Consider the following 21,853-nt stretch of genomic DNA (forward strand, 5'->3'; position numbering starts at 1 on the left):
ACGCCATGGCCTCGGCCGGCAAGACCCTGGTGGAGCTGTTCGGTCTCGCCCGCGAGCTGAACATCGACGCCGAGGGCATCGACATGGGCCCGTCGCCGACGGACGCCGCGCTCGCCGCCGACCTGGCGCTGCCGATCGAGGAGCTGGAGCTCACGGTCCGCTCCTACAACTGCCTCAAGCGTGAGGGCATCCACTCCGTGGGTGAGCTCGTGGCGCGTTCCGAGGCCGACCTGCTCGACATCCGCAACTTCGGTGCGAAGTCGATCGACGAGGTCAAGGCGAAGCTGGCCGGCATGGGCCTGGCGCTCAAGGACAGCCCGCCCGGATTCGACCCGACCGCCGCCGCCGACGCCTTCGGTGCGGACGACGACGCGGACGCCGGATTCGTGGAGACCGAGCAGTACTGAGGGCTCCGGCTCACTGTTCGATCCTGACCGCGGGCCGGTCCTCGACCGGCCACGCGGTTCCCCGCGCCCCTTCTGGGGGCGCGGGTCCTCCGGGCCCCGAGCAGGGGTCCGGATCTCCGACAGGCAACCGCCTGCTCGGATACTGACTCCGGTACCTGATACGGCCGGGGCAGACGTTTGAGGAGAAACACCATGCCGAAGCCCGCCAAGGGTGCCCGTCTGGGCGGCAGCGCTTCCCACGAGAAGGCGCTCCTGCGCAACCTGTCGACCAGCCTCTTCGAGCACGGCCGCATCACGACGACCGAGGCCAAGGCCCGCCGTCTGCGTCCGTTCGCGGAGCGCCTGGTGACCAAGGCGAAGAAGGGCGACCTTCACAACCGCCGCCAGGTCATGGAGCTGATCACGGACAAGAGCGTCGTCCACACGCTCTTCACCGAGATCGCGCCCCGTTTCTCGGAGCGTCCGGGTGGTTACACCCGCATCACCAAGATCGGCAACCGTCGCGGTGACAACGCCCCCATGGCCGTCATCGAGCTGGTCGAGGGCGAGATCGCCAAGAAGGCGACCGTCGCCGAGGCCGAGGCCGCGACCAAGCGCGCGGTGAAGGAGTCCGAGGCTGCGGCCGAGGCTCCGGCCGAGGAGTCGAAGGACGCCTGAGTCCGTCGTCGCTGAACGGTGAGCGGGTCCGCCCCTTTGGGGCGGGCCCGCTTTCGTCTGCTGCGGGCCTGAGAGGATTGCTGGTGTGAGTGACGAAGTGGAGCCCGGTTTCGTCCGGGTGCGGCTGGACCTGTCGTACGACGGCGCGGAGTTCTCCGGATGGGCCAAGCAGCGCGAACAGCGCACGGTCCAGGGGGAGTTGGAGGACGCTCTCCGGACCGTGACGCGGTCCGGCGAGACGTACGAGCTCACCGTGGCCGGGCGGACCGATGCCGGGGTGCACGCCCGCGGGCAGGTGGCGCACGTGGACCTGCCGGCCGAGCTGTGGGCGGAGCACCACGACAAGCTGCTGCGGCGGCTGGCCGGGCGGCTGCCCAAGGACGTCCGGGTGTGGCGGGTGTCGGAGGCGCCGTACGGCTTCAACGCGCGGTTCTCGGCGATCTGGCGGCGGTACGCGTACCGCGTCACCGATCACCACGGGGGCGTCGATCCGCTGCTGCGCGGGCACGTGCTGTGGCACGACTGGGAGCTGGACGTCGAGGCGATGAACGCCGCCTCGCGGCCGTTGCTGGGGGAGCACGACTTCGCCGCGTACTGCAAGCGGCGGGACGGGGCGACGACGATCCGCACGCTCCAGGCGCTCAGCTGGGAGCGGGACGCGGACGGGATCATCACGGCGACGGTCCGGGCGGACGCGTTCTGCCACAACATGGTGCGGTCGCTGGTGGGGGCCCTGCTGTTCGTCGGCGACGGGCACCGGCCGGTGGACTGGCCGGGGAAGGTGCTGGCCGCGGGGGTGCGGGATTCCGCGGTGCACGTCGTCCGGCCGCACGGGCTGACGCTGGAGGAGGTCGGCTACCCGGCCGACGAGCTGCTGATGGCCCGGAACAAGGAGGCGCGCAACAAGCGGTCGCTGCCGTCGGCCGGCTGCTGCTGAGGGCGGGGCCCGCCCCGGGCGGTCGGTCGGGGGCGGGCGCGGCCCGGGGCGTCAGGAGGTCTGGCCGGCCTTGCGCTGGGCTTCCTTGAGTTGCTGCTCGGCGGCCTTGGCGGCCTGGTCCTTGCCGCGCTGGGCGATCTGGGTGAAGGCGTAGGCGCCGCCGTCCCGACTGATCTGCTGGGACTTGGTCTCGCCGGCGGTGACGTCCTTGCCGTCGGTGTAGCCGGCGATGGTGAAGTACGCGTAGCGGCCGGTGGCGTTGGTGGTCATCCGGCACTTGCTGCCCTGGCAGAAGTTGGCGGGGACGCCGCCGCCGGCCAGCGGCAGGAGGTTGGGCTTGTTCTCGTTCATCACCGCGGCGGCCTGGGCCGGCGAGTCGAAGACGGCCACGCCGATGGTGACCGCGACCCCGCCCTGGGAGTAGGTGGCGCGCAGCAGCTGCTTGCAGCCGTTGTGGTGGAGCGAGGAGACCAGGGCGCCCTGGGCGCCGGCGGTGCAGTCCGCGGTGCCGGCGGTGCTGGTCTGCGGGTAGCTGTGCTCGCCGACGACCATGGCCTGCTGCGGGAAGAGGGTGGCCGGGGTGAGCGGCGCGGTGTCCTTCTTGGGGTCGGAGATGTAGTCCTGCGGATTGGGCGGGGGCGGGACCGAGACGTCGGGGAAGGACGGCTTGTCGTCCGGCAGCGCGGACTGGCCGGACGCGGTGGGCCGGGCGGTGGCGTTGCCGCCGGTGGAGCCGTTGCTGTTGATCACGGCGACGGCGACGATGCCGGCGACCGCGAGTGCGGCGACGGCACCTCCGCCGATCACGACCCAGCGCTTGCGGCGGGAGCGGGCCTGACTCTCGTCGGCCAGCGCCTCCCAGTCCGGAGTGGAACCCCCCGGGCCGCCGAACGGCCCCCCTTGCCCAAAGCTCATGCCGCGCATCCTAATGCGCCGGGCCGGCGGTGTGGCGGGCGGTGCGGAACCCGTTGCGGCCGGTGCTGGAGCGGGGTGCCGCGGGGGCGCGGGCGCGGTGCGGATCCGGGGAGGGAGCCGGCCGGGGCCGGGCGGGGGCCATGATCGCAGGTGGGATGAGGGGGGCCGGCCGCACGCCTGTCCGGGGCGCGTTTTGACCCGTACGGGGTTGGGTCAGTATCCTGCTGGTTCGTTATGCGTATGGGCTTGCTCTATCTCACGTGAGGGGCCTTGCGCGGCTAGCCGAGCCGCTCACCAGCGGTGGACGATCGGGTTGCGTCGCCCGTAGCGCCATCTCACTGTGCGAGCAGCCGCGGTGCCAGTACAGGACCCTTCCCCGCGGTCCCTTCGGACCACGGGGATACCCCAACTCACGAAGCGAAGGCTAAGACGTGCGTACGTACAGCCCCAAGCCCGGCGACGTTCAGCGCCAGTGGCACATCATCGACGCGCAGGACGTTGTCCTGGGCCGTCTGGCCAGCCAGGCTGCGTCCCTCCTCCGGGGTAAGCACAAGCCGGTTTACGCCCCTCACGTTGACATGGGTGACTTCGTCATCATCGTCAACGCCGACAAGGTGCACCTCTCCGGCAACAAGCGCACCCAGAAGCTGGCGTACCGCCACTCCGGCTTCCCGGGTGGTCTGCGCTCGGTCCGTTACGACGAGCTGCTGGACAAGAACCCCGAGAAGGCCGTCGAGAAGGCCATCAAGGGCATGCTCCCCAAGAACACCCTCGGCCGTCAGATGCTCTCGAAGCTGAAGGTCTACGCGGGCGCCGAGCACCCGCACGCTGCGCAGCAGCCGGTCCCGTTCGAGATCACCCAGGTCGCGCAGTAAGTCCGGCCACCCCCTAAGACGACAGAGAATTCTTAAGGAGCATCGTGGCTGAGACCACCCCCGAGACCCCGCTGGACGAGGTTGAGGTCGAGGAGTACACCACCGAGACCGAGGTCCCGCTGGAGGGCGAGTACACCTCCGAGTCCCTCGCGTCCCGCTTCGGCGAGCCGCAGCCGGCCGCCGGCCTGGGCCGTCGCAAGAACGCCATCGCCCGCGTCCGGATCGTTCCGGGCTCCGGTCAGTGGAAGATCAACGGTCGCACCCTTGAGGGCTACTTCCCCAACAAGGTGCACCAGCAGGAAGTCAACGAGCCCTTCAAGGTGCTCGAGCTGGACAACCGCTACGACGTCATCGCCCGCATCTCCGGCGGCGGCATCTCCGGCCAGGCCGGTGCGCTGCGCCTGGGCGTGGCCCGTGCGCTGAACGAGGCCGACGTGGACGCGAACCGTCCGGCCCTGAAGAAGGCCGGGTTCCTCAAGCGTGACGACCGTGCGGTCGAGCGCAAGAAGGCCGGTCTGAAGAAGGCCCGCAAGGCGCCGCAGTACAGCAAGCGCTAATCGCGCGCTGCACGCAGGCAGCCCTTGTCGAACGCCCCGGTGGCACTTCCGTGCTGCCGGGGCGTTCGGCTTTCGGCGACCGGCGGCGTATACCTGGAATCCAAGCCCCGGTCACAGCTCATCTACTTCGGAGGACACCAGTGGCACGACTCTTCGGCACAGACGGTGTGCGCGGCGTCGCCAACGCGGACCTGACGGCGGAGCTGGCGCTCGGTCTGTCGGTCGCGGCGGCTCACGTGCTGGCCGAGGCGGGGACGTTTGAGGGACACCGGCCGGTGGCCGTGGTCGGACGCGATCCGCGGGCGTCGGGGGAGTTCCTGGAGGCCGCGGTGGTCGCCGGCCTGGCCAGTGCCGGAGTGGACGTGCTGCGGGTGGGCGTGCTGCCGACCCCGGCGGTGGCGTACCTGACCGGCGCGCTCGGCGCCGACCTGGGCGTGATGCTCTCCGCCAGCCACAACCCGATGCCCGACAACGGCATCAAGTTCTTCGCCCGGGGCGGTCACAAGCTCGCCGACGAGCTGGAGGACCGGATCGAGGAGACCTACCGCGCGCACAGCGCCGGTGAGCCGTGGGAGCGGCCGACCGGTGGCGGCGTGGGCCGGGTCACCGACTACGACGAGGGCTTCGACAAGTACGTCGCGCACCTGGTCGGCGTGTTGCCCAACCGGCTGGACGGGCTCACGGTCGTCATCGACGGTGCGCACGGCGCGGCCGCCCGGGTCTCGCCGGAGGCGTTCGCGCGGGCCGGCGCCGAGGTCGTCACCCTCGGCACCGAGCCGGACGGGCTCAACATCAACGACGCCTGCGGCTCCACGCACCTCGACAAGCTCCGGGCCGCCGTCGTCGAGCACGGCGCCGCGCTGGGCGTCGCCCACGACGGTGACGCGGACCGCTGCCTGGCCGTGGACCACGCCGGCAACGAGGTCGACGGCGACCAGATCCTCGCCGTCCTGGCGCTCGGGATGCGCGAGGCCGGGACGCTGCGCAAGAACACCGTCGTCGCCACCGTCATGTCCAACCTGGGCTTCAAGCTGGCCATGGAGGGCGAGGGCATCGACCTCGTGCAGACCGGGGTCGGCGACCGGTACGTCCTGGAGGAGATGAAGGCGCACGGCTACGCGCTGGGCGGCGAGCAGTCCGGGCACGTCATCGTGCTGGACCACGCCACGACCGGTGACGGCACGCTGACCGGGCTGATGCTGGCCGCCCGGGTCGCGGCGACCGGCCGGTCGCTGGCCGAGCTGGCGGGCGTGATGGAGCGGCTGCCGCAGATCCTCATCAACGTCCCCGACGTCGACAAGGCGCGGGTGGGCAGCTCCGCCGAGGTCGCCGCGGCGGTCTCCGAGGCGGAGCAGGAACTGGGCGCCACCGGGCGGGTGCTGCTGCGGCCGTCCGGCACCGAGCCGCTGGTCCGGGTGATGGTCGAGGCCGCCGACATCGAGCAGGCCCGGGCGGTCGCGCAGCGGCTGGCCGACGCGGTCAAGTCCGCGCTGGGATAACGGAGTTCCGATCGGCGGGGTCTACAGCTTCCGCAGCGACAGCCGCTGCACCTTGTGGTCCGGGCCCTTGCGCAGGACGAGGGTGGCGCGGCCGCGGTTGGGAGCCACGTTCTGTTCCAGGTTGGGCCGGTTGATGGTGCGCCACATCATGCGGGCGTACTCCAGCGCCTCGTCCTCGGAGACCTGGGTGTACTTGCGGAAGTACGAGGACGGGTCCTGGAAGGCCGTCCCGCGCAGCTTGCGGAACCGGCCGAGGTACCAGCGCTCGATGTCCTCGGTGCGGGCGTCCACGTAGACCGAGAAGTCGAAGAAGTCGGCGAGGCCCAGCCGGGTGCGGCCGTCCTTGCCGGGCAGGGCCGGTTGGAGGACGTTGAGGCCCTCGACGATGAGGATGTCGGGCCGGTGCACGGTCAGCCGCTCGTCGGGCACGATGTCGTAGATCAGGTGCGAGTAGACGGGCGCGGTGACCTCCGCCTTGCCGGACTTCACGTCCGCGACGAAGCGGGTCAGGGCCCGGCGGTCGTAGGACTCCGGGAAGCCCTTGCGGGACATCAGGCCGCGGCGGTGGAGTTCGGCGTTGGGGAAGAGGAAGCCGTCGGTGGTGACGAGCTCGACGCGCGGGTGCTCCGGCCAACGGGCCAGCAGGGCCTGGAGGAGCCGGGCGGTGGTGGACTTGCCGACCGCGACGCTGCCCGCGACGCCTATGACGAACGGCGTGCCGGGCTGGGCGCCGTGGCCGTTGCCGGTGTCGTCGAGGAAGGTGTTGAGCGCGCCGCGCAGGTTGCTGGTGGCGCCGACGTAGAGGTTGAGCAGCCGGGACAGCGGGAGGTAGACGTCGCGCACTTCGTCGAGGTCGATGACGTCGCCCAGGCCGCGCAGCCGTTCGACCTCCTCGGCGGTGAGCGGCAGCGGGGTCTTCTCCCGCAGGGCGCTCCACTCCGCGCGGGTCAGGTCGACGTACGGCGAGCTGTCGGTGCGGCGTCGTTGCTGCGGATCCGTCGTCAGGGGCACGGGCCCATTGTCCGGGGCCGGCGCGGGCGGCCCGGCGGCGGGGTGGTGGTGCGGTGGCCGGGCCCGACCGGACCTGTGCGTTTGTGGCCGGCCTGGGCGGAGCCCGGTACGGTCGGTGACCGGGGGCGGCGCCAGGGGGCGCCGTGGCGACACAGGGGGGTGGCGTGCGAGCGCGCCTGCGGGAACTACTGCGCGAACGGGCCAGGCAACGACGGCTGCGGGCGGACGGCTTCGCCGCGCGGGTCCACGCCGAACTGGCCGAGGACCTGCCGGACGAGGACCTCGGGGAGGACCTGACGGACTTCCTGGACCGCTACGAGCCGGGCGCCGACCCGGAGGCCGACGAGGAACTGCGCGAACGCGTCCGCGAGGCGCGGGACCGGATAGCTCGCGGGTATTGACAAGGCCCCGGCGTAGGCTGCCCCCATGTGCGGAATCGTGGGATACGTGGGCGGGCAGAGCGCCCTTGAGGTGGTGCTGGCCGGGCTGAAACGGCTGGAGTACCGGGGCTACGACTCGGCCGGGGTCGCGGTGCTGGCGGACGGTGGGCTGGCGGCGGCCAAGAAGGCCGGCAAGCTGGCCAACCTGGAGAAGGAGCTGGCCGATCGGCCGCTGCCCACGGGCGCGGTGGGCATCGGCCACACCCGGTGGGCCACCCACGGCGGCCCGACGGACGCCAACGCCCATCCGCACCTCGACAACGCCGGACGGGTCAGCGTCGTCCACAACGGCATCATCGAGAACTTCGCCGCGCTGCGCGCCGAACTCGCCGACCGCGGCCACGCGTTGGCGTCCGAGACGGACACCGAGGTGGTCGCGCACCTGCTGGCCGAGGAGTACTCCTCGTGCGGGGAGCTGGCCGAGGCGATGCGGCAGGTGTGCCGGCGGCTGGAGGGGGCGTTCACCCTCGTCGCGGTGCACGCCGACGCGCCGGACGTGGTCGTCGGGGCGCGCCGCAACTCCCCGTTGGTGGTGGGCATCGGCGAGGACGAGGCGTTCCTGGCCTCGGACGTGGCGGCGTTCATCGCGTACACCCGGCAGGCCGTCGAGCTGGGGCAGGACCAGGTCGTGGAGCTGCGCCGGGACGGGGTGACGGTCACCGACTTCGACGGGGCGCCGGCGCAGGTCCGTTCGTACCACGTGGACTGGGACGCCTCGGCCGCCGAGAAGGGCGGCTACGACTACTTCATGCTCAAGGAGATCGCCGAGCAGCCGAAGGCGGTCGCGGACACCCTGCTGGGCCGGGTCGACGCGGCCGGGGTGCTGTCCCTGGACGAGGTGCGGATCCCGCCGGCGGTGCTGCGGGAGGTCTCCAAGGTCGTCATCGTGGCGTGCGGGACGGCCTACCACGCCGGCATGATCGCCAAGTACGCCATCGAGCACTGGACGCGGATCCCCTGCGAGACCGAGCTGGCCAGCGAGTTCCGCTACCGCGACCCGATCCTGGACCACCGCACGCTGGTGATCGCCATCAGCCAGTCCGGCGAGACCATGGACACCCTGATGGCGCTGCGGCACGCCCGGGAGCAGGGCGCGCGGGTGCTCGCCATCTGCAACACCAACGGCTCGACCATCCCCCGCGAGTCGGACGCGGTGCTGTACACGCACGCCGGGCCGGAGGTCGCGGTGGCGTCGACGAAGGCGTTCCTGACCCAGCTGGTCGCGGTCTACCTGGTCGCGCTGTACCTCGGGCAGGTGCGCGGCACCAAGTGGGGCGACGAGATCCGGGACGTGGTGCGCGAACTGGCGGCGATCGGCACGCAGGTGCAGCAGGTCCTCGGCACCATGGAGCCGGTCCGGGAGCTGGCCCGTTCCCTCGCGGACAAGAACACCGTGCTGTTCCTGGGCCGGCACGTCGGCTACCCGGTGGCCCTGGAGGGCGCGCTCAAGCTCAAGGAACTGGCGTACATGCACGCCGAGGGCTTCGCGGCCGGCGAGCTCAAGCACGGCCCGATCGCGCTCATCGAGGAGGACCTGCCGGTGGTCGTGGTCGTCCCGTCGCCCCGCGGCCGGTCCGTGCTGCACGACAAGATCGTCTCCAACATCCAGGAGATCCGGGCCCGCGGCGCCCGCACCATCGTGATCGCCGAGGAGGGCGACGAGGCGGTGGTGCCGTACGCCGACCACCTCGTGCGGATCCCGCGGACGCCGGTGCTGCTGCAGCCGTTGGTGTCCTCGGTGCCGCTGCAGGTGTTCGCGTGCGAGCTGGCCACCGCCCGGGGGAACGAGGTCGACCAGCCACGCAACCTCGCCAAGTCGGTGACGGTGGAGTGACCTGGTGATCATCGGGGTTGGGATCGACGTCGCGGAGATCGACCGGTTCGACGCGGCGCTGCGGCGGACGCCGGAGCTGGCGCACCGGCTGTTCAACGAGACGGAGTTGAACCTGTCGAGCGGTGAACGCCGGGGCATCGCCTCCTTGGCGGCCCGGTTCGCGGCGAAGGAGGCGGTGGCCAAGGCGCTGGGCGCGCCGGGGGGCCTGCGGTGGACGGACGCCGAGGTGTACGTGGAGGAGACCGGGCAGCCGCGGCTGCGGGTGCAGGGCACGGTCGCGGCCCGGGCCGCGGAACTGGGCGTGCGGTCCTGGCACGTGTCGCTCAGTCACGACGCCGGGGTGGCCTCGGCGGTGGTGATCGCGGAGGGGTAGCCGGCCCGGGTGCTCCCCGGTGCACCCGGCGGCGTGCGGGGGCGTGCGCTCCGCGCCCCCGCCGCGGCCCGGTGTGACACTGGCCGCATGAGGACTGCCTACAGCGTGAAGACCGTGCGGGCCGCCGAGCGGGAACTGATGGCCCGGTTGCCCGAGGGGGCCCTGATGCAGCGGGCGGCGGCCGGACTGGCCGTCGCCTGCGCGGAGTTGCTGGGCCGGGTGTACGGCTCCCGGGTGGTGCTGCTGGTGGGCAGCGGCGACAACGGCGGGGACGCGCTGTACGCCGGCGCCCGGCTGGCGCGCCGCGGCGCCGGGGTGGCCGCGGTGCTGCTCGCACCCGAACGGGCCCACGCCGGCGGCCTGTCGGCGCTGCGCGCGGCCGGCGGCCGGGTGGCGACCGAGCCGCTGCGCGACCTCGAACGGGCCGATCTGGTCCTGGACGGCATCGTCGGCATCGGCGGCCGCGGGGGGCTGCGCCCGGACGCCGCCCGGCTGGCCCGGGCCGCCCGGGCCGCGGCGACCGTGGTGGCGGTCGACCTGCCGAGCGGGGTGGACGCCGACACCGGCGAGGTGTCCGGGGACGCGGTGCGCGCGGACGCGACGGTGACGTTCGGCGCGTACAAGCCGGGCCTGCTGATCGACCCCGCGCGCGAACGGGCCGGGGCGCTCCGCCTGGTGGACATCGGCCTGCGCCCGCCGGCCGGTGCGGACGTGGAGGCGCTCCAGCACGCGGACGTGGCGGAACTGCTGCCGCGGCCGGCCGCGGAGAGCGACAAGTACCGGCGGGGCGTGGTCGGGGTGGTCGCCGGGTCGGCGCGCTACCCGGGGGCGGCGGTGCTGGCGGTGGCCGGTGCGCTGCGGGGCGGTGCCGGGGCGGTGCGGTACGTGGGACCGGCGGCGGAGGCGGTGCTGGCGCGGTTCCCGGAGACGTTGGTGCACGCCGGCCCGCCGGAGAAGGCCGGCCGGGTCCAGTCGTGGGTGATCGGGCCGGGCCTCGGCGACGAGTCGGGGGCGCTGGCGGAGGTGCTGGCGGCGGACGTCCCGGTGCTGGTGGACGCGGACGGGCTGCGCTTCCTGACGCCCGAGCAGGTGCGGCGGCGGACGGCCGGGACCCTGCTGACGCCGCACGCCGGGGAGGCGGCGGCGCTGTTGGAGCGCGGGCGCGCGGAGGTCGAGGCGGCGCGGCTGGCCTCGGTGCGGGAGCTGGCGGGGCGGTACGGGGCGACGGTGCTGCTGAAGGGCTCGACGACGTTGGTGGCAGATCCGGACGAGGGCGTTCCGGTGCGGGTCAACCCCACCGGAACGGGGTGGCTGGCGACCGCCGGCAGCGGGGACGTGCTCTCCGGCCTCACCGGCGCGCTGCTGGCGGCGGGCCTCGACCCGCGCGATGCCGGTTCGGCGGGCGCCTACCTGCACGGCCTCGCGGGGCGGCTGGCGGCCGGCCGGCACGGGGAGCCGATCGTGGCGTCGGAGGTGGCGGGGGCGCTGGGGGCGGCGTGGGAGAACGTGGTGTCCTCGTAGGACGGGCGGGTCGCGCGGCGGGGCGGGGCCCGTCGACGGTCGCCGCGCCGTGGGGCGGCGACGCCCCTCGCCACCCGCCGCCACGCCGCGCGACCCCGCCCCCGGACCCCCGCGGAGGAGGAACGCACCCGCACCACAACGTGGGAAGGCGGCCGGCTCAGCGCCTCGCCTGCGACACTGAGGGGGATGAACGAGACAGCGATGCGAGCCCGTGCCGCCATTGACCTCGCCGCCGTGCGGTCGAACGTCCGTGCACTGCGGAAGCGTGCCCCACGGGCGCAGCTGATGGCCGTCGTGAAGTCGGACGCCTACGGCCACGGCGCGGTCCGCTGCGGCCGCGCCGCCCGTGAGGCCGGCGCGCCCTGGTTGGGCGTGGCGCTGCCCGAGGAGGCGTTCGCGCTGCGCGCGGCCGGGGACGCCGGCCGGCTGCTGTGCTGGCTGTGGACGCCCGGCGGGCCCTGGGGCAGAGCGATCGAGCAGGACGTCGACGTCGCGGTGAGCGGCCTGTGGGCGCTGCGGGAGGTCGTCGCCGCGGCGCGCGACTGCCAGCGCGCCGCGCGGGTGCAGCTCAAGGTCGACACCGGGCTGGGGCGCAACGGCTGCCCGCCCGCGGAGTGGACGGAACTGACCGCCGCCGCCCGGGCCGCCGAGGCCGAGGGCCTGCTCGCGGTCACCGGCGTCTGGTCGCACTTCGCCTGCGCCGACGAGCCCGGGCACCCGTCGATCGCCGCCCAGCTGGCGGAGTTCCACCGGGCGCTGGCCGTCGCGGAGGCGGCCGGGCTGCGCCCGGAGGTGCGGCACATCGCCAACACCCCGGCGCTGCTCACCCTCCCCGAGGCCCACTTCGACCTCGTCCGCACCGGCATCGGCGTCTACGGGGTCTCGCCCAGCCCCGAGCTCGGCACCCCCGAGGACTTCGGGCTGCGGCCGGTGATGACGCTGGAGGCGTCGCTGGCGTCGGTCAAGCGGGTGCCGGGCGGGCACGGGGTGTCGTATGGGCACCACTACACGACGCCGGGGGAGACGACGCTGGCGCTGGTCCCGCTGGGGTACGCCGACGGGATCCCGCGGCACGCCTCGGGCACCGGACCGGTGCTGGTCGCCGGGAAGTGGCGGACGGTCGCCGGGCGGATCGCGATGGACCAGTTCGTGGTGGACCTGGGCGGCGACCAGGCCGAGGTCGGCGAGCCGGCGGTGCTGTTCGGCCCCGGGGACCGCGGGGAGCCGAGCGCGGAGGACTGGGCGCGGGCGGCCGGAACCATCGGGTACGAGATCGTCACGCGGATCGGCAAGCGGGTGCCGCGCGTCTACGTGGACAGCGAGGTGCCGGCGCAGGCCGGGGACCGGAGCGAGGGTGACACGGCGCTGACGGGGGGCGTGGCATGACCGACGGGACGGAGGCCGCGGCGCAGGCGGTCGAGACCGCCGCGGAGGCGGCCGGCAACTGGGCCAAGGCGGGGCGTCAGGCGGGCTTCGCGGGCCTGGCGATCGGCGTGGTCGCGGCGGGTGCGGCGGCCGGGGTGGCCATAGAGCGTCTGACGGTCGGCCGCGGGATGCGGCGCCGGGCGCGGCTGGCGCTGGACGCGGCGGGCCCGTACGGCACGCTGCGCGGCACCTCGGGGGTGGCGCTCGCCGAGGACGGGACCGAGCTGTACTACGAGGTCGACGAGGTGGCGACCGGTCCGGCTGCCAAGGGCGGCAGGGCAGCCGGGGGCAGCCGCGCGGGCAAGGAGACGCGGGCCGCGCACGAGGCCCGGACCGGGCTGCACAAGCGGCTGACGGCGGCCCTGGGGCGGCGCTCCCCGGCGCCCACGGTCGTCTTCAGCCACGGCTACTGCCTCGGCCAGGACTCCTGGCACTTCCAGCGCGCCGCGCTGCGTGGCGCGGTCCGCACGGTGCACTGGGACCAGCGCAGCCACGGCCGCTCGGCGCGCGGCCACGGGCAGATCGAGGGGACCGAACCGGTCACCATCGACCTGCTGGGCCGGGACCTGAAGGCGGTGCTGGACGCCGCGGTGCCCGAGGGGCCGATCGTGCTGGTCGGGCACTCGATGGGCGGGATGACGGTGATGGCGCTGGCCGACCAGTTCCCCGAGTACGTGGCGGAGCGGGTGGTCGGCGTGGCGCTGATCGGGACGTCGGCGGGCCGGCTGAGCGAGGTGGGTTTCGGGCTGCCGTCGATGGGCTCGAAGGCGTTCCACCTGCTGGCGCCGGGGGTGCTCAAGGCGCTGGGGCGGCAGAGCGAGATCGTCGAGCGGGGCCGGCGGGCCACCGCCGACCTGTTCGCGGGGTTGATCAAGCGCTATTCGTTCGGCGCGCAGGACGTGGACCCGGCGATCGCGCGGTTCGGGGAGCGGCTGATCGAGGCGACCCCGATCGACGTGGTCGCCGAGTTCTTCCCGGCGTTCGCGGTGCACGACAAGACCGAGGCGCTGGTGGCGTACGACGCGGTGCCGGCGCTGGTGCTGGCCGGGGAGAAGGACCTGATCACGCCGGCCGAGCACAGCCGGACCATCGCCGAGGTGCTGCCGGACGCCGAGCTGGTGTGCGTCCCGGACGCCGGGCACCTGGTGATGCTGGAGCGGCCCGAGCTGGTCAACGACCACCTGGTGGGGCTGGTGGAACGGGCGAGCGCGGCGGCCCGCCGGTCGCGCACCGCGCGGGCCTGAGCCGGGCCCCGGCGCCGGTGCCGGGCCCGACGCGGGACCGGCAGCCCGTCCGGGCCGTACCATTTGCGGCATGAGCACCACTGGCGTGACCGCCCGCGTAACCGTCAAGTCCCCCGATCAGATGCAGGAGTTGGGTCGCCGGTTGGCGCCGCTGCTGCGCCCCGGCGACCTGGTGCTGCTCACCGGTGAGCTGGGCGCGGGCAAGACGACGTTGACCCGCGGCCTGGGCGAGGCCCTGGGCGTGCGGGGTGCCGTGACCTCGCCGACCTTCGTCATCGCGCGGGTCCACCCGTCGCTCACCGGCGGTCCGGCGCTGGTGCACGTCGACGCGTACCGGCTCGACGGCGGCCTGGACGAGATGGAGGACCTGGACCTCGACGTCTCGCTGCCGGAGTCGGTGGTGGTCGTCGAGTGGGGCGACGGCAAGGTCGAGGAGCTGTCGGAGGACCGGCTGCACGTCGTCATCGGGCGGGCCGTGGGAGGGGACGACGCCCCTGGTGGGCGGGCCGGTCACCTGGAGGAGGCACTGGACGACGTGGACGACGTCCGGGAGGTGACGGTCACCGGGCTCGGTGCGCGGTGGGCGGACGCCGGCCTTCCCGAGCTGGAGATCTGCTGACGAAAGGGTCGTAAAGGCCCTTATCGGGCCAGGCGCGCCGAGAGTTTCCGACAAGCCGTCGGCAAGATGTTGCGCGCGCGGTGTCGGGCGTGGTCACATGGGTGGAAGAGCCCTGGTTAGGTGTGCCTAAGTAGAGCCTAACCGCTGTCGCTTGCCCCAGGAGCCCGGGAGGCGTCCATGTCCCCCCACCAGCCCCCGTCCGCGCCCGAGCGGCGCGCGGACGCCCCCGTCGCGGCGGCCGGGCGCGCCGATCGGACCGCACGGAAGACCCCGCCGACGATGAACGAACTGCTCGCCGCGGGCGCCGCGGCCAACGCCGTCTCCACGCCGCCGGACGCCGCGGAGCGGCCCGCTACGGAGAAAAACGACGACTCGGGCGAGTCAGGGAAAAACGCCGGGCCGGGCGGTCGGGCGTCCACTCCGGGACGCGACGCCGCGTAACCCACAGGGGCGAAGTGGGCGGGCGCGGACGGCTCCGCGCCGCCGGCTCAGGGGACGACGACGATCTTCACGCCGCGCACCGCGAAGTCCCACAGCGCCGCGCCGTCCGCGCGCGACTCCCGGATGCCACCGGTCTTCTTCGCGTTCCCCCCGCCGGGGGCGGGCGTGGAGCCGTCGACCGCCGCGCTGAAGCCGACGACCACCCCGTCCACGCTGGCGAACCGCACCACGTGCTCGATCGCCACCCCGTCCGAGCCGGTCACGCTCACCGACCGCGAACTGACCGGGTACGTCCCGGGCACCGGGGACACCGTGCTCGGCGCCACCGCGAACGTCCGCTGCGCCGCGCCGTCGGCGCCGACCAGCCAGACCCGCTTGGCGCCCAGCGCGTACACCACGCGCTTGCCGCTGCCGGACTGCGCCGGGACCGGGGCGGGGGCCGGCGGCTTGTCCTTCTTGTCGTGCTGGTCGCGGGCGGCCGGCTTCTCGTCGGCGGTCCGGACGCTGCCGCGGACCGGGGTCAGCGGGCCGGAGGCGGACGCGGACGCCTGGAAACCGAGCAGGCCGATCGCGACCAGGGCGGCCGCGGTGAGACCGGTGACGATCGTGCTGCTCTTCGAGGGCACCGCGGGTGCCACCTTTCCGTCCGCTCCCGGCCACCGGCGGGGAGGCTGCTGACTGTGCCGACTGCGGATCGACGGTAGCACCGGACGGGGCACCGCCGGCCGCGCCGTAGTCTTTAAGGCGTGCTGCTGCTAGCTCTTGACACCGCCACCCCCGCCGTCACGGTCGCGCTCCACGACGGCTCCCGCGTCCTCGCCGCCGCCGGCGAGGTGGACGCCCGCCGGCACGGCGAACTGCTGCTGCCCGCCGTCGACCGGGTGCTGGCCGAGGCCGGACACAAGCTGGCCGAGGTCAGCGACGTCGTCGTCGGCGTCGGCCCCGGCCCGTACACCGGGCTGCGAGTGGGCCTGGTGACCGCCACCACCTTCGGCGCGGCCCTGGGCGTCCCGGTCCACGGCCTGTGCTCGCTGGACGGCATCGCCCACGCCTCCGGCCTGACCGAACCCTTCGTCGTGGCCACCGACGCCCGCCGCAAGGAGGTCTACTGGGCACGCTATGCCCGCCCGTCGCCCGACCACCGCCCCGGCACGAGCCGCTCCGCGGCGCCCCTCCCCCTGACCCGGCTGACCGAGCCCGCGGTGGACCGCCCCGCCGACCTCGCCGAGCAGGTCGCCGGGGTCCCCGCCGTGGGGGCCGGCGCGCTGCTCTACGACACCGTCTTCACCGGCGTGCTGCGGGACGGGCCCGCGCACCAGTCCGCCGCCGCGCTGGCCGAGCTGGCCGCCCGGAAGCTGGCCGCCGGCGAGGAACTGCTCCCGCCGCGCCCGCTGTACCTGCGCCGGCCCGACGCCCAGGTGCCGGCCAACTACAAGGTGGTCACTCCCCAGTGAGTGGCCAACCCGAGGCGCCGGGTCGCCCCGTCGAACTGCGGGAGATGCGCTGGTGGGACCTGGACGCGGTGCTGGAGCTGGAGCGCGAGCTGTTCCCCGAGGACGCCTGGTCGCCGGGGATGTTCTGGTCCGAACTCGCGCACGCCCGCGGCCCGCTGGCCAACCGCCGCTACCTCGTCGCCGAGTCGGCCGGCCGGATCCTCGGCTACGGAGGACTGGCCGCGACCTGCGGCACCGGTGACGTGCAGACCATCGCCACCGCCCGCGACCAGTGGGGCACCGGCCTCGGCGCCCGGCTGCTGACCGCGCTGCTGGCCGCCGCCACCGACTTCGAGTGCCAGGAGGTGCTGCTGGAGGTGAGGGTCGACAACGCCCGCGCCCAGCGCCTCTACGAGCGGTTCGGCTTCGAACCGATCGGCTTCCGCCGCGGCTACTACCAGCCCGGCAACGTCGACGCGCTGGTGATGCGCCGCCCGACCCAGACCTCTTCCGAAGCACCCTCCGTACAAGGAACGTGAACATGGCTGACTCCCGCGGCGGACCGCTCGTCCTCGGCATCGAGACCTCCTGCGACGAGACCGGTGTCGGCATCGTCCGCGGTCACACCCTCCTGGCCGACGCGGTCGCCTCCAGCGTCGACGAGCACGCCCGCTTCGGCGGAGTGGTGCCCGAGGTGGCCTCCCGCGCGCACCTGGAGGCGATGGTCCCCACCATCCAGCGCGCGCTGAAGGACGCCGGGGTCACCGCGTCGGACCTGGACGGCATCGCGGTCACCGCCGGCCCCGGCCTGGCGGGTGCCCTGCTGGTCGGCGTCTCGGCCGCCAAGGCGTACGCCTACGCCCTCGGCAAGCCGCTCTACGGCGTCAACCACCTCGCCTCGCACATCTGCGTCGACCAGTTGGAGCACGGCCCGCTGCCGGAGCCGACGATGGCGCTGCTGGTCAGCGGCGGCCACTCGTCGCTGCTGCTGGCCCCGGACATCACCTCCGACGTCCGGCCGCTGGGCGCCACCATCGACGACGCGGCGGGCGAGGCGTTCGACAAGGTGGCGCGGGTGCTCAACCTCGGCTTCCCCGGCGGCCCGGTCATCGACCGTTGGGCCCGCGAGGGCGACCCGGAGGCGATCCGCTTCCCGCGCGGGCTGACCGGCCCCCGCGACGCCGCCTACGACTTCTCCTTCTCCGGCCTGAAGACCTCGGTGGCCCGCTGGATCGAGGCCAAGCGGGCGGCCGGCGAGGAGGTGCCGGTGGCGGACGTCTCGGCGTCCTTCCAGGAGGCGGTCGTCGACGTCCTGACCCGCAAGGCCGTGCGGGCCTGCAAGGACAACGGCGTGGACCACCTGATGATCGGCGGCGGGGTGGCGGCCAACTCCCGGCTGCGGGCGATGGCCCAGCGGCGCTGCGAGGACGCCGGCATCCGACTGCGGGTGCCGCGCCCCAAGCTGTGCACCGACAACGGCGCGATGGTCGCGGCACTGGGTGCCGAGATGGTGGCCCGCAACCGCCCGGCCTCCGCCTGGGACCTCTCCGCGGACTCCTCGCTGCCGGTCACCGAGCCGCACGTCCCGGACCCGCACGCGCACGGGCACGGCCACGCGCACGATCACGATCACGATCACTTCCACGAGCTCAGCAAGGACAACCTGTACCCGTAGGCGGCCGGGACCGTGGCGGCCCCGGTGCGGCGTCCTATCCTTGAGGGCCGGGCGGCCGGGGAGCCGCCCCGTTCGCACACCGGGGGACGACGGGGGTCGACGCAGTGCAGTGGTGGTATCTCTTCGTCCTGACCGGGCCGGCCTTCTACGCCGCCTCCGCGGCGCGGGGTGCGGCCCGCAAGGCGCTGAAGACCCGGCACCGGCGCAAGCTGGCCCTCATCGAGGCCCGCCGCGAGGAGCGCCTGGCCCTGGAGGCCGCGGACCGGCCGCCCGCCCCGGTCTGCGGCTGCGAGCACCACCTCGCCAAGCACGACAAGCAGGGCACCTGCCACGAGACGGTGCCCACGGCCGTGGCCTGGGACGCGGACCACGCGCCGGTCCGGTACGAGGCCCGCCGGTGCAACTGCCAGCGGTACGTGGGCCCGCAGCCGCTCTCCCAGGTCTACGCCGAGGACCTGACCGACCTGGCCTGAGCCGCCGTCAGGCGATCGGTCCGGCGGGGTGCCCGAGCAGCATCGTCGGCGCGCCGGCGACCCGGGTGAGGAAGACCGTGCACGTGTGCGGCCCGGCGAGCTTGAGCTTCTTGCGCAGTTCCTCGGGTTCCACCGCGGACCCGCGCTTCTTGATCACCGCGACGCCGACCCCGCGCTCCCGCAGCAGCGCCCGCAGCTTCTTGACGTTGAAGGGCAGCACGTCGGTGAGCGCGTACGCGGTGGCGTAGGGCGTCGGCCGCAGTCGGTCCGCCGTCACGTAGGCGATGGTCGGGTCGATCAGTCGCCCGTCGACCTGCTCGGCGACGTCCGCGACCAGATGGGCGCGGATCACCGCGCCGTCCGGCTCGTAGAGCCAGCCGCCGACCGGACCGGGCTCGGGATCGGGCAGTCCGGCGCCGAGCAGCGAGTCGCCGGCCGGCAGCAGGGTGGCCCGCCGGGCGCCGGCCCGGCCGGTGCCGAACCACACCACGGCCTCCTTCACGTCCCCGCCGTCGGAGATCCACTCGGTCTCGGCGTCCGCGGGCAGCGCCTCGTGCGGCACCCCCGGCGCGATCTTCAAGGCCGCGTGCGGTGCGGCGCGGGCCGCCTCGACGGCCCAGGACAGCGGCGGCGAGTACGCCTCGGGGTCGAAGACTCGCCCACCCGTCGCCCGACCACCGCCCCTGGCCGAGGCGCTGCGCGCCACCCCTCTCGTCGGCGCCTGGGTGCGGCGCGCCGGGTCCACGAACACCGCGTCGTACCCGGCGGTGTCGACCTCCGTGACGTCCGCGCACCGCACCTCGATCCGGTCCGCCAGGCCCAGCGCCTCGGCGTTCGCCCGGGCGGCCGCGCAGGCCAGCGGGTCGCGGTCCACGGCCAGCACCCGGATCCCGGCCCGGGCCAGGGCGAGCGCGTCGCCGCCGATCCCGGAGCACAGGTCGGCCAGGGTCCGCACACCGAGCGCGGCGAGCCGGGCGGCGCGGTGGGCGGCCACCGGGGCGCGGGTGGACTGCTCGACGCCGTTCGGGGTGAAGTACATCCGCGCCGCGTCGGGGCCGAACTTCGCGGCCGCGCGTTGCCGCAGCCGGGCCTGCCCGAGGGCGGCGGAGACCAGCGGTGCGGGGTGGTCGCGGCGCAGCCGGGTGGCGGTCGCCAGTTCGTCCGCCGGGTCGTGGTCCCGCAGGACGGCCAGGAGCTGTTGTCCTTCGGGGGCGAGCAGCGCGGAGAAGGTGTCGAGGTCGGTCACCCGCACCATTGTGGGCCAGCCGCCGGGCGGGCCCGCGGACGGCTCGGCCCGCGGTCCCGCCCGGCGGCGGGGTCCGTCAGGCGCCGGGCGTGGGGTCGGTGACCCGCGGCACCCGTTGGGTGGCATCGGCGTCCGGCCGCGGCGGTGCCGGTCGGACCGGTTCCCGCCGGCGCTGCGCGCTGTCGCTGACCCGCAGCAGCAACGCCACCATCACCCAGTTCGCGACCATCGACGAACCACCCGCGGCGAGGAACGGCAGCGCCTTGCCGGTGAGCGGGATCAGGCCGGTGACGCCGCCGGTGACGACGAAGACCTGGAGCAGCAGCGCCCCGGAGAGGCCGACCGCCAGCAACTTGCCGAACGGGTCGCGGGCGGTCAGTCCGACCCGCATGCCGCGCTGGGCCAGCAGTGCGTACAGCAGCAGGATGGCCATCACTCCGGCCAGTCCCAACTCCTCGCCGACGGTGGTGAGGATGAAGTCGCTGTTGCCGGCGAAGCCGATCAGCTCGGGGTGGCCCTGGCCGAGGCCGGTGCCGCCGATCCCGCCGCTGCCGAAGCTGAACAGCGCCTGCGCGGCCTGGTCGGAGATCAGGCCCGGCGGCCGCTTGTTCTCCGGCAGGAAGATGTCCATCGGGTGCAGCCAGGCCATCACGCGGCCCTTGACGTGCGGTTCGGTGGAGCCGACGACGCCGGCGCCGATCACGGCCATCAGCAGGCCGCAGACCACCCAACTGGTGCGTTCGGTGGCCATGTAGAGCATGATCACGAAGACGCCGAAGAAGATCAGCGAGGTGCCCAGGTCGCGCTCGAAGACCAGCACCAGCAGGCTGATCACCCAGATCGTGAAGATCGGGCCGAGCTGTCGGCCCGGCGGCAGCTGCATGCCCAGCACCCGGCGCCCGGACAGCGCCAGCGCGTCACGGCTGACGGTCAGGTAGCCGGCGAAGAACACCACGATCATGATCTTCACGAACTCGCCGGGCTGGAGCGACAACGGCCCGAGCATGATCCAGCGCTTGGCGCCGAACTTGTCCGCGCCGAAGAACGCCGGCGCCATCAGCATCACCAGCGCGACCGCCATCGTCAGGTAGATGTAGCGCTGGAGGAGCCGGTGGTCGCGCAGCACGATCAGGATGACGACGCAGACCGCGACGCCGATCACGGTCCACACCAACTGCCCGGTCGCCGCCTGGGCGATGTGCAGCCGGGGTTTCTCCGCGTAGGTGATGTCCAGCCGGTGCAGCAGCACCAGGCCGATCCCGGTGAGCAGGGTCGCCAGCGGCAGGATCAGCGGATCGGCGCGCGGCGCGAACCGGCGGACCACCAGGTGCGCCACCAGCGCGATGAAGAAGACGCTCACCGCGAAACCGCCCAGCCCGCCCCCGAGCTGCCCCTTCATGGACAGCTCGGTGTAGGCGTAGCCGAAGACGGTGATGAACACGACGAAGCCGAGCAGCCACGCCTCGGTGCGCCGACGGTTCGGGGCCTGGGCCAGCGCGGCGAACGTCATGGTGCGCTCGGCGTCGCTCTCCGGCCCCCCGGAATCCCGGGGAGCGCTGGTCAGTCCACGCACGGTTCCTCCGCCATCGATGGGTCTGGGCCGCGGGGCGGCCGGGTCGTGGCCCGGACTCGGCGGTCCCGGAGGCAAGACGGGGCAGCGTAGGGGCCGGGTTGCGGCCGGGCGGAAGGTGTGTCCGACTCCACGCCCGGCCACGGGCAGCAGACACGGTACGCGTCCCCGGCGCGCTGGCACTCCGCTTGACCGAGTGCTAACCGCGTCATAGTCTCAGCGTTGGCACTCTCCCTAAGGGAGTGCCAACACAGCGACGGGCAGGTCCGGCACCCGCGACGACGGATCGACCTGGTCGCCACCTCAGACAGTTAACCCCGTGAGATCTCCGAAGGGGGAGGTCGGATCGTGACGACCGCCAGCTCCAAGGTTGCCATCAAGCCGCTTGAGGACCGCATCGTGGTCCAGCCGCTCGACGCCGAGCAGACCACGGCTTCAGGCCTGGTCATTCCGGACACTGCTAAGGAGAAGCCCCAGGAGGGCGTCGTCCTGGCGACCGGTCCGGGCCGCTTCGAGGACGGCAAGCGCGTCGAGCTCGACGTCAAGGTCGGTGACGTCGTGCTCTACAGCAAGTACGGCGGCACCGAGGTGAAGTACAGCGGCGAGGAGTACCTCGTCCTCTCGGCTCGCGACGTGCTCGCGATCGTCGAGAAGTAAGTCACCCGGATTTGCCCTGATCTGCGCCCCTGGTTCCCGCGTTC

General features: G+C 73.6%; 24 protein-coding genes. 19 read left to right on the forward strand and 5 right to left on the reverse strand.

Annotation, left to right across the window (positions count from 1 at the left end; all coding sequences use genetic code 11):
* From ACJ6WD_RS37545 to truA, 3 genes are all read left to right on the forward strand, one after another.
* A partial coding sequence (locus ACJ6WD_RS37545) for a DNA-directed RNA polymerase subunit alpha C-terminal domain-containing protein (RefSeq protein WP_355843952.1) occupies positions 1-407 on the forward strand: 407 nt, incomplete at its 5' end.
* Positions 408-599: 192 nt separating this feature from the next.
* On the forward strand, positions 600-1,064 hold the full coding sequence (gene rplQ / locus ACJ6WD_RS37550; protein ID WP_016571072.1) for a 50S ribosomal protein L17: 465 nt from the start codon (positions 600-602) through the stop codon (positions 1,062-1,064).
* An 85-nt stretch (positions 1,065-1,149) separates the two neighbouring features.
* Entirely contained in the window at positions 1,150-2,001 is an 852-nt protein-coding gene (gene truA, locus ACJ6WD_RS37555; RefSeq protein ID WP_044376194.1) for a tRNA pseudouridine(38-40) synthase TruA, read from the forward strand.
* 51 nt (positions 2,002-2,052) lie between these two features.
* Here the strand turns inward: truA and ACJ6WD_RS37560 are convergent, their stop codons facing one another.
* Positions 2,053-2,916 (reverse strand): hypothetical protein, encoded by an 864-nt coding sequence (locus ACJ6WD_RS37560; protein ID WP_233658920.1) that lies wholly within the window; start codon positions 2,914-2,916, stop codon positions 2,053-2,055.
* Positions 2,917-3,347: 431 nt separating this feature from the next.
* On the opposite strand from ACJ6WD_RS37560, the gene rplM reads away from it, so the two are divergent.
* The 3 genes from rplM to glmM all read left to right on the forward strand — a co-directional run bounded on the left by rplM (position 3,348) and on the right by glmM (position 5,847).
* Positions 3,348-3,791 (forward strand): 50S ribosomal protein L13, encoded by a 444-nt coding sequence (gene rplM, locus ACJ6WD_RS37565; RefSeq protein WP_016578437.1) that lies wholly within the window; start codon positions 3,348-3,350, stop codon positions 3,789-3,791.
* Positions 3,792-3,835: 44 nt separating this feature from the next.
* Entirely contained in the window at positions 3,836-4,348 is a 513-nt protein-coding gene (rpsI, locus tag ACJ6WD_RS37570; RefSeq protein WP_016578436.1) for a 30S ribosomal protein S9, read from the forward strand.
* 140 nt (positions 4,349-4,488) lie between these two features.
* Positions 4,489-5,847, forward strand: a complete 1,359-nt coding sequence (gene glmM / locus ACJ6WD_RS37575) for a phosphoglucosamine mutase (RefSeq protein WP_233658919.1) — start codon at positions 4,489-4,491, stop codon at positions 5,845-5,847.
* Between the two features lie 21 nt (positions 5,848-5,868).
* Here glmM and coaA read toward each other — a convergent pair whose 3' ends face one another.
* Complete coding sequence (coaA, locus tag ACJ6WD_RS37580; RefSeq protein ID WP_016575942.1) at positions 5,869-6,858, reverse strand: type I pantothenate kinase; 990 nt, start codon at positions 6,856-6,858, stop codon at positions 5,869-5,871.
* Positions 6,859-7,022: 164 nt separating this feature from the next.
* Between coaA and ACJ6WD_RS37585 the strand changes: the two genes are divergently transcribed.
* The 8 genes from ACJ6WD_RS37585 to ACJ6WD_RS37620 all read left to right on the forward strand — a co-directional run bounded on the left by ACJ6WD_RS37585 (position 7,023) and on the right by ACJ6WD_RS37620 (position 14,755).
* A complete protein-coding gene (locus tag ACJ6WD_RS37585; RefSeq protein WP_016575941.1) occupies positions 7,023-7,259 on the forward strand; it encodes a hypothetical protein in 237 nt (78 codons plus the stop codon).
* 25 nt (positions 7,260-7,284) lie between these two features.
* Positions 7,285-9,132, forward strand: a complete 1,848-nt coding sequence (gene glmS / locus ACJ6WD_RS37590; RefSeq protein WP_233658918.1) for a glutamine--fructose-6-phosphate transaminase (isomerizing) — start codon at positions 7,285-7,287, stop codon at positions 9,130-9,132.
* 1 nt (position 9,133) lies between these two features.
* Positions 9,134-9,505, forward strand: coding sequence for a holo-ACP synthase (locus ACJ6WD_RS37595; RefSeq protein ID WP_037633743.1), 372 nt, complete (start codon positions 9,134-9,136; stop codon positions 9,503-9,505).
* A gap of 87 nt (positions 9,506-9,592) precedes the next feature.
* Positions 9,593-11,026 (forward strand): NAD(P)H-hydrate dehydratase, encoded by a 1,434-nt coding sequence (locus tag ACJ6WD_RS37600; protein WP_407617494.1) that lies wholly within the window; start codon positions 9,593-9,595, stop codon positions 11,024-11,026.
* Between the two features lie 186 nt (positions 11,027-11,212).
* Positions 11,213-12,412 (forward strand): alanine racemase, encoded by a 1,200-nt coding sequence (gene alr / locus ACJ6WD_RS37605; RefSeq protein WP_233658916.1) that lies wholly within the window; start codon positions 11,213-11,215, stop codon positions 12,410-12,412.
* On the forward strand, positions 12,409-13,695 hold the full coding sequence (locus ACJ6WD_RS37610; RefSeq protein WP_233658915.1) for an alpha/beta fold hydrolase: 1,287 nt from the start codon (positions 12,409-12,411) through the stop codon (positions 13,693-13,695). Before alr ends, ACJ6WD_RS37610 begins: the two co-directional genes overlap by 4 nt.
* Before the next feature lie 70 nt (positions 13,696-13,765).
* On the forward strand, positions 13,766-14,314 hold the full coding sequence (gene tsaE, locus ACJ6WD_RS37615; protein WP_233658914.1) for a tRNA (adenosine(37)-N6)-threonylcarbamoyltransferase complex ATPase subunit type 1 TsaE: 549 nt from the start codon (positions 13,766-13,768) through the stop codon (positions 14,312-14,314).
* 177 nt (positions 14,315-14,491) lie between these two features.
* Complete coding sequence (locus ACJ6WD_RS37620) at positions 14,492-14,755, forward strand: hypothetical protein (RefSeq protein WP_331247720.1); 264 nt, start codon at positions 14,492-14,494, stop codon at positions 14,753-14,755.
* A gap of 47 nt (positions 14,756-14,802) precedes the next feature.
* Here the strand turns inward: ACJ6WD_RS37620 and ACJ6WD_RS37625 are convergent, their stop codons facing one another.
* Entirely contained in the window at positions 14,803-15,381 is a 579-nt protein-coding gene (locus tag ACJ6WD_RS37625) for a hypothetical protein (protein WP_331247719.1), read from the reverse strand.
* Between the two features lie 120 nt (positions 15,382-15,501).
* On the opposite strand from ACJ6WD_RS37625, the gene tsaB reads away from it, so the two are divergent.
* The 4 genes from tsaB to ACJ6WD_RS37645 all read left to right on the forward strand — a co-directional run bounded on the left by tsaB (position 15,502) and on the right by ACJ6WD_RS37645 (position 18,336).
* Positions 15,502-16,209, forward strand: coding sequence for a tRNA (adenosine(37)-N6)-threonylcarbamoyltransferase complex dimerization subunit type 1 TsaB (gene tsaB / locus ACJ6WD_RS37630; protein ID WP_275464165.1), 708 nt, complete (start codon positions 15,502-15,504; stop codon positions 16,207-16,209).
* Complete coding sequence (rimI, locus tag ACJ6WD_RS37635; RefSeq protein WP_016571329.1) at positions 16,206-16,727, forward strand: ribosomal protein S18-alanine N-acetyltransferase; 522 nt, start codon at positions 16,206-16,208, stop codon at positions 16,725-16,727. Before tsaB ends, rimI begins: the two co-directional genes overlap by 4 nt.
* Before the next feature lie 2 nt (positions 16,728-16,729).
* Entirely contained in the window at positions 16,730-17,863 is a 1,134-nt protein-coding gene (gene tsaD / locus ACJ6WD_RS37640) for a tRNA (adenosine(37)-N6)-threonylcarbamoyltransferase complex transferase subunit TsaD (protein ID WP_407617495.1), read from the forward strand.
* 104 nt (positions 17,864-17,967) lie between these two features.
* Positions 17,968-18,336, forward strand: coding sequence for a hypothetical protein (locus ACJ6WD_RS37645; RefSeq protein WP_407617496.1), 369 nt, complete (start codon positions 17,968-17,970; stop codon positions 18,334-18,336).
* Positions 18,337-18,343: 7 nt separating this feature from the next.
* Here the strand turns inward: ACJ6WD_RS37645 and ACJ6WD_RS37650 are convergent, their stop codons facing one another.
* Together ACJ6WD_RS37650 and ACJ6WD_RS37655 are read right to left on the reverse strand one after the other, a co-directional pair.
* Positions 18,344-19,591 carry a class I SAM-dependent methyltransferase gene (locus ACJ6WD_RS37650; protein WP_331247717.1) on the reverse strand — a complete coding sequence of 416 codons (1,248 nt, stop codon included), beginning with the start codon at positions 19,589-19,591 and terminating at the stop codon, positions 18,344-18,346.
* Positions 19,592-19,658: 67 nt separating this feature from the next.
* On the reverse strand, positions 19,659-21,092 hold the full coding sequence (locus tag ACJ6WD_RS37655; RefSeq protein ID WP_233658931.1) for an FtsW/RodA/SpoVE family cell cycle protein: 1,434 nt from the start codon (positions 21,090-21,092) through the stop codon (positions 19,659-19,661).
* A 408-nt stretch (positions 21,093-21,500) separates the two neighbouring features.
* Here ACJ6WD_RS37655 and groES point away from each other — a divergent pair, with 408 nt between their 5' ends.
* A complete protein-coding gene (gene groES / locus ACJ6WD_RS37660) occupies positions 21,501-21,809 on the forward strand; it encodes a co-chaperone GroES (RefSeq protein ID WP_233658908.1) in 309 nt (102 codons plus the stop codon).
* Positions 21,810-21,853: the final 44 nt, after the last annotated feature.

Source organism: Streptomyces sp. VTCC 41912 (assembly GCF_045799175.1).
Lineage (GTDB): Bacteria > Actinomycetota > Actinomycetes > Streptomycetales > Streptomycetaceae > Streptomyces > Streptomyces albulus_C.

Excerpts from the sequence above, each read along its gene's own strand:
- rplQ (WP_016571072.1), top strand. The coding sequence starts at position 600 with ATGCCGAAGCCCGCCAAGGGTGCCCGTCTGGGCGGCAGCGCTTCCCAC.
- ACJ6WD_RS37560 (WP_233658920.1), bottom strand. The coding sequence starts at position 2,916 with ATGAGCTTTGGGCAAGGGGGGCCGTTCGGCGGCCCGGGGGGTTCCACT.
- glmS (WP_233658918.1), top strand. The coding sequence starts at position 7,285 with ATGTGCGGAATCGTGGGATACGTGGGCGGGCAGAGCGCCCTTGAGGTG.
- ACJ6WD_RS37600 (WP_407617494.1), top strand. The coding sequence starts at position 9,593 with ATGAGGACTGCCTACAGCGTGAAGACCGTGCGGGCCGCCGAGCGGGAA.
- alr (WP_233658916.1), top strand. The coding sequence starts at position 11,213 with ATGAACGAGACAGCGATGCGAGCCCGTGCCGCCATTGACCTCGCCGCC.
- ACJ6WD_RS37610 (WP_233658915.1), top strand. The coding sequence starts at position 12,409 with ATGACCGACGGGACGGAGGCCGCGGCGCAGGCGGTCGAGACCGCCGCG.
- tsaE (WP_233658914.1), top strand. The coding sequence starts at position 13,766 with ATGAGCACCACTGGCGTGACCGCCCGCGTAACCGTCAAGTCCCCCGAT.
- ACJ6WD_RS37620 (WP_331247720.1), top strand. The coding sequence starts at position 14,492 with ATGTCCCCCCACCAGCCCCCGTCCGCGCCCGAGCGGCGCGCGGACGCC.
- tsaD (WP_407617495.1), top strand. The coding sequence starts at position 16,730 with ATGGCTGACTCCCGCGGCGGACCGCTCGTCCTCGGCATCGAGACCTCC.
- ACJ6WD_RS37650 (WP_331247717.1), bottom strand. The coding sequence starts at position 19,591 with ATGGTGCGGGTGACCGACCTCGACACCTTCTCCGCGCTGCTCGCCCCC.
- ACJ6WD_RS37655 (WP_233658931.1), bottom strand. The coding sequence starts at position 21,092 with ATGACGTTCGCCGCGCTGGCCCAGGCCCCGAACCGTCGGCGCACCGAG.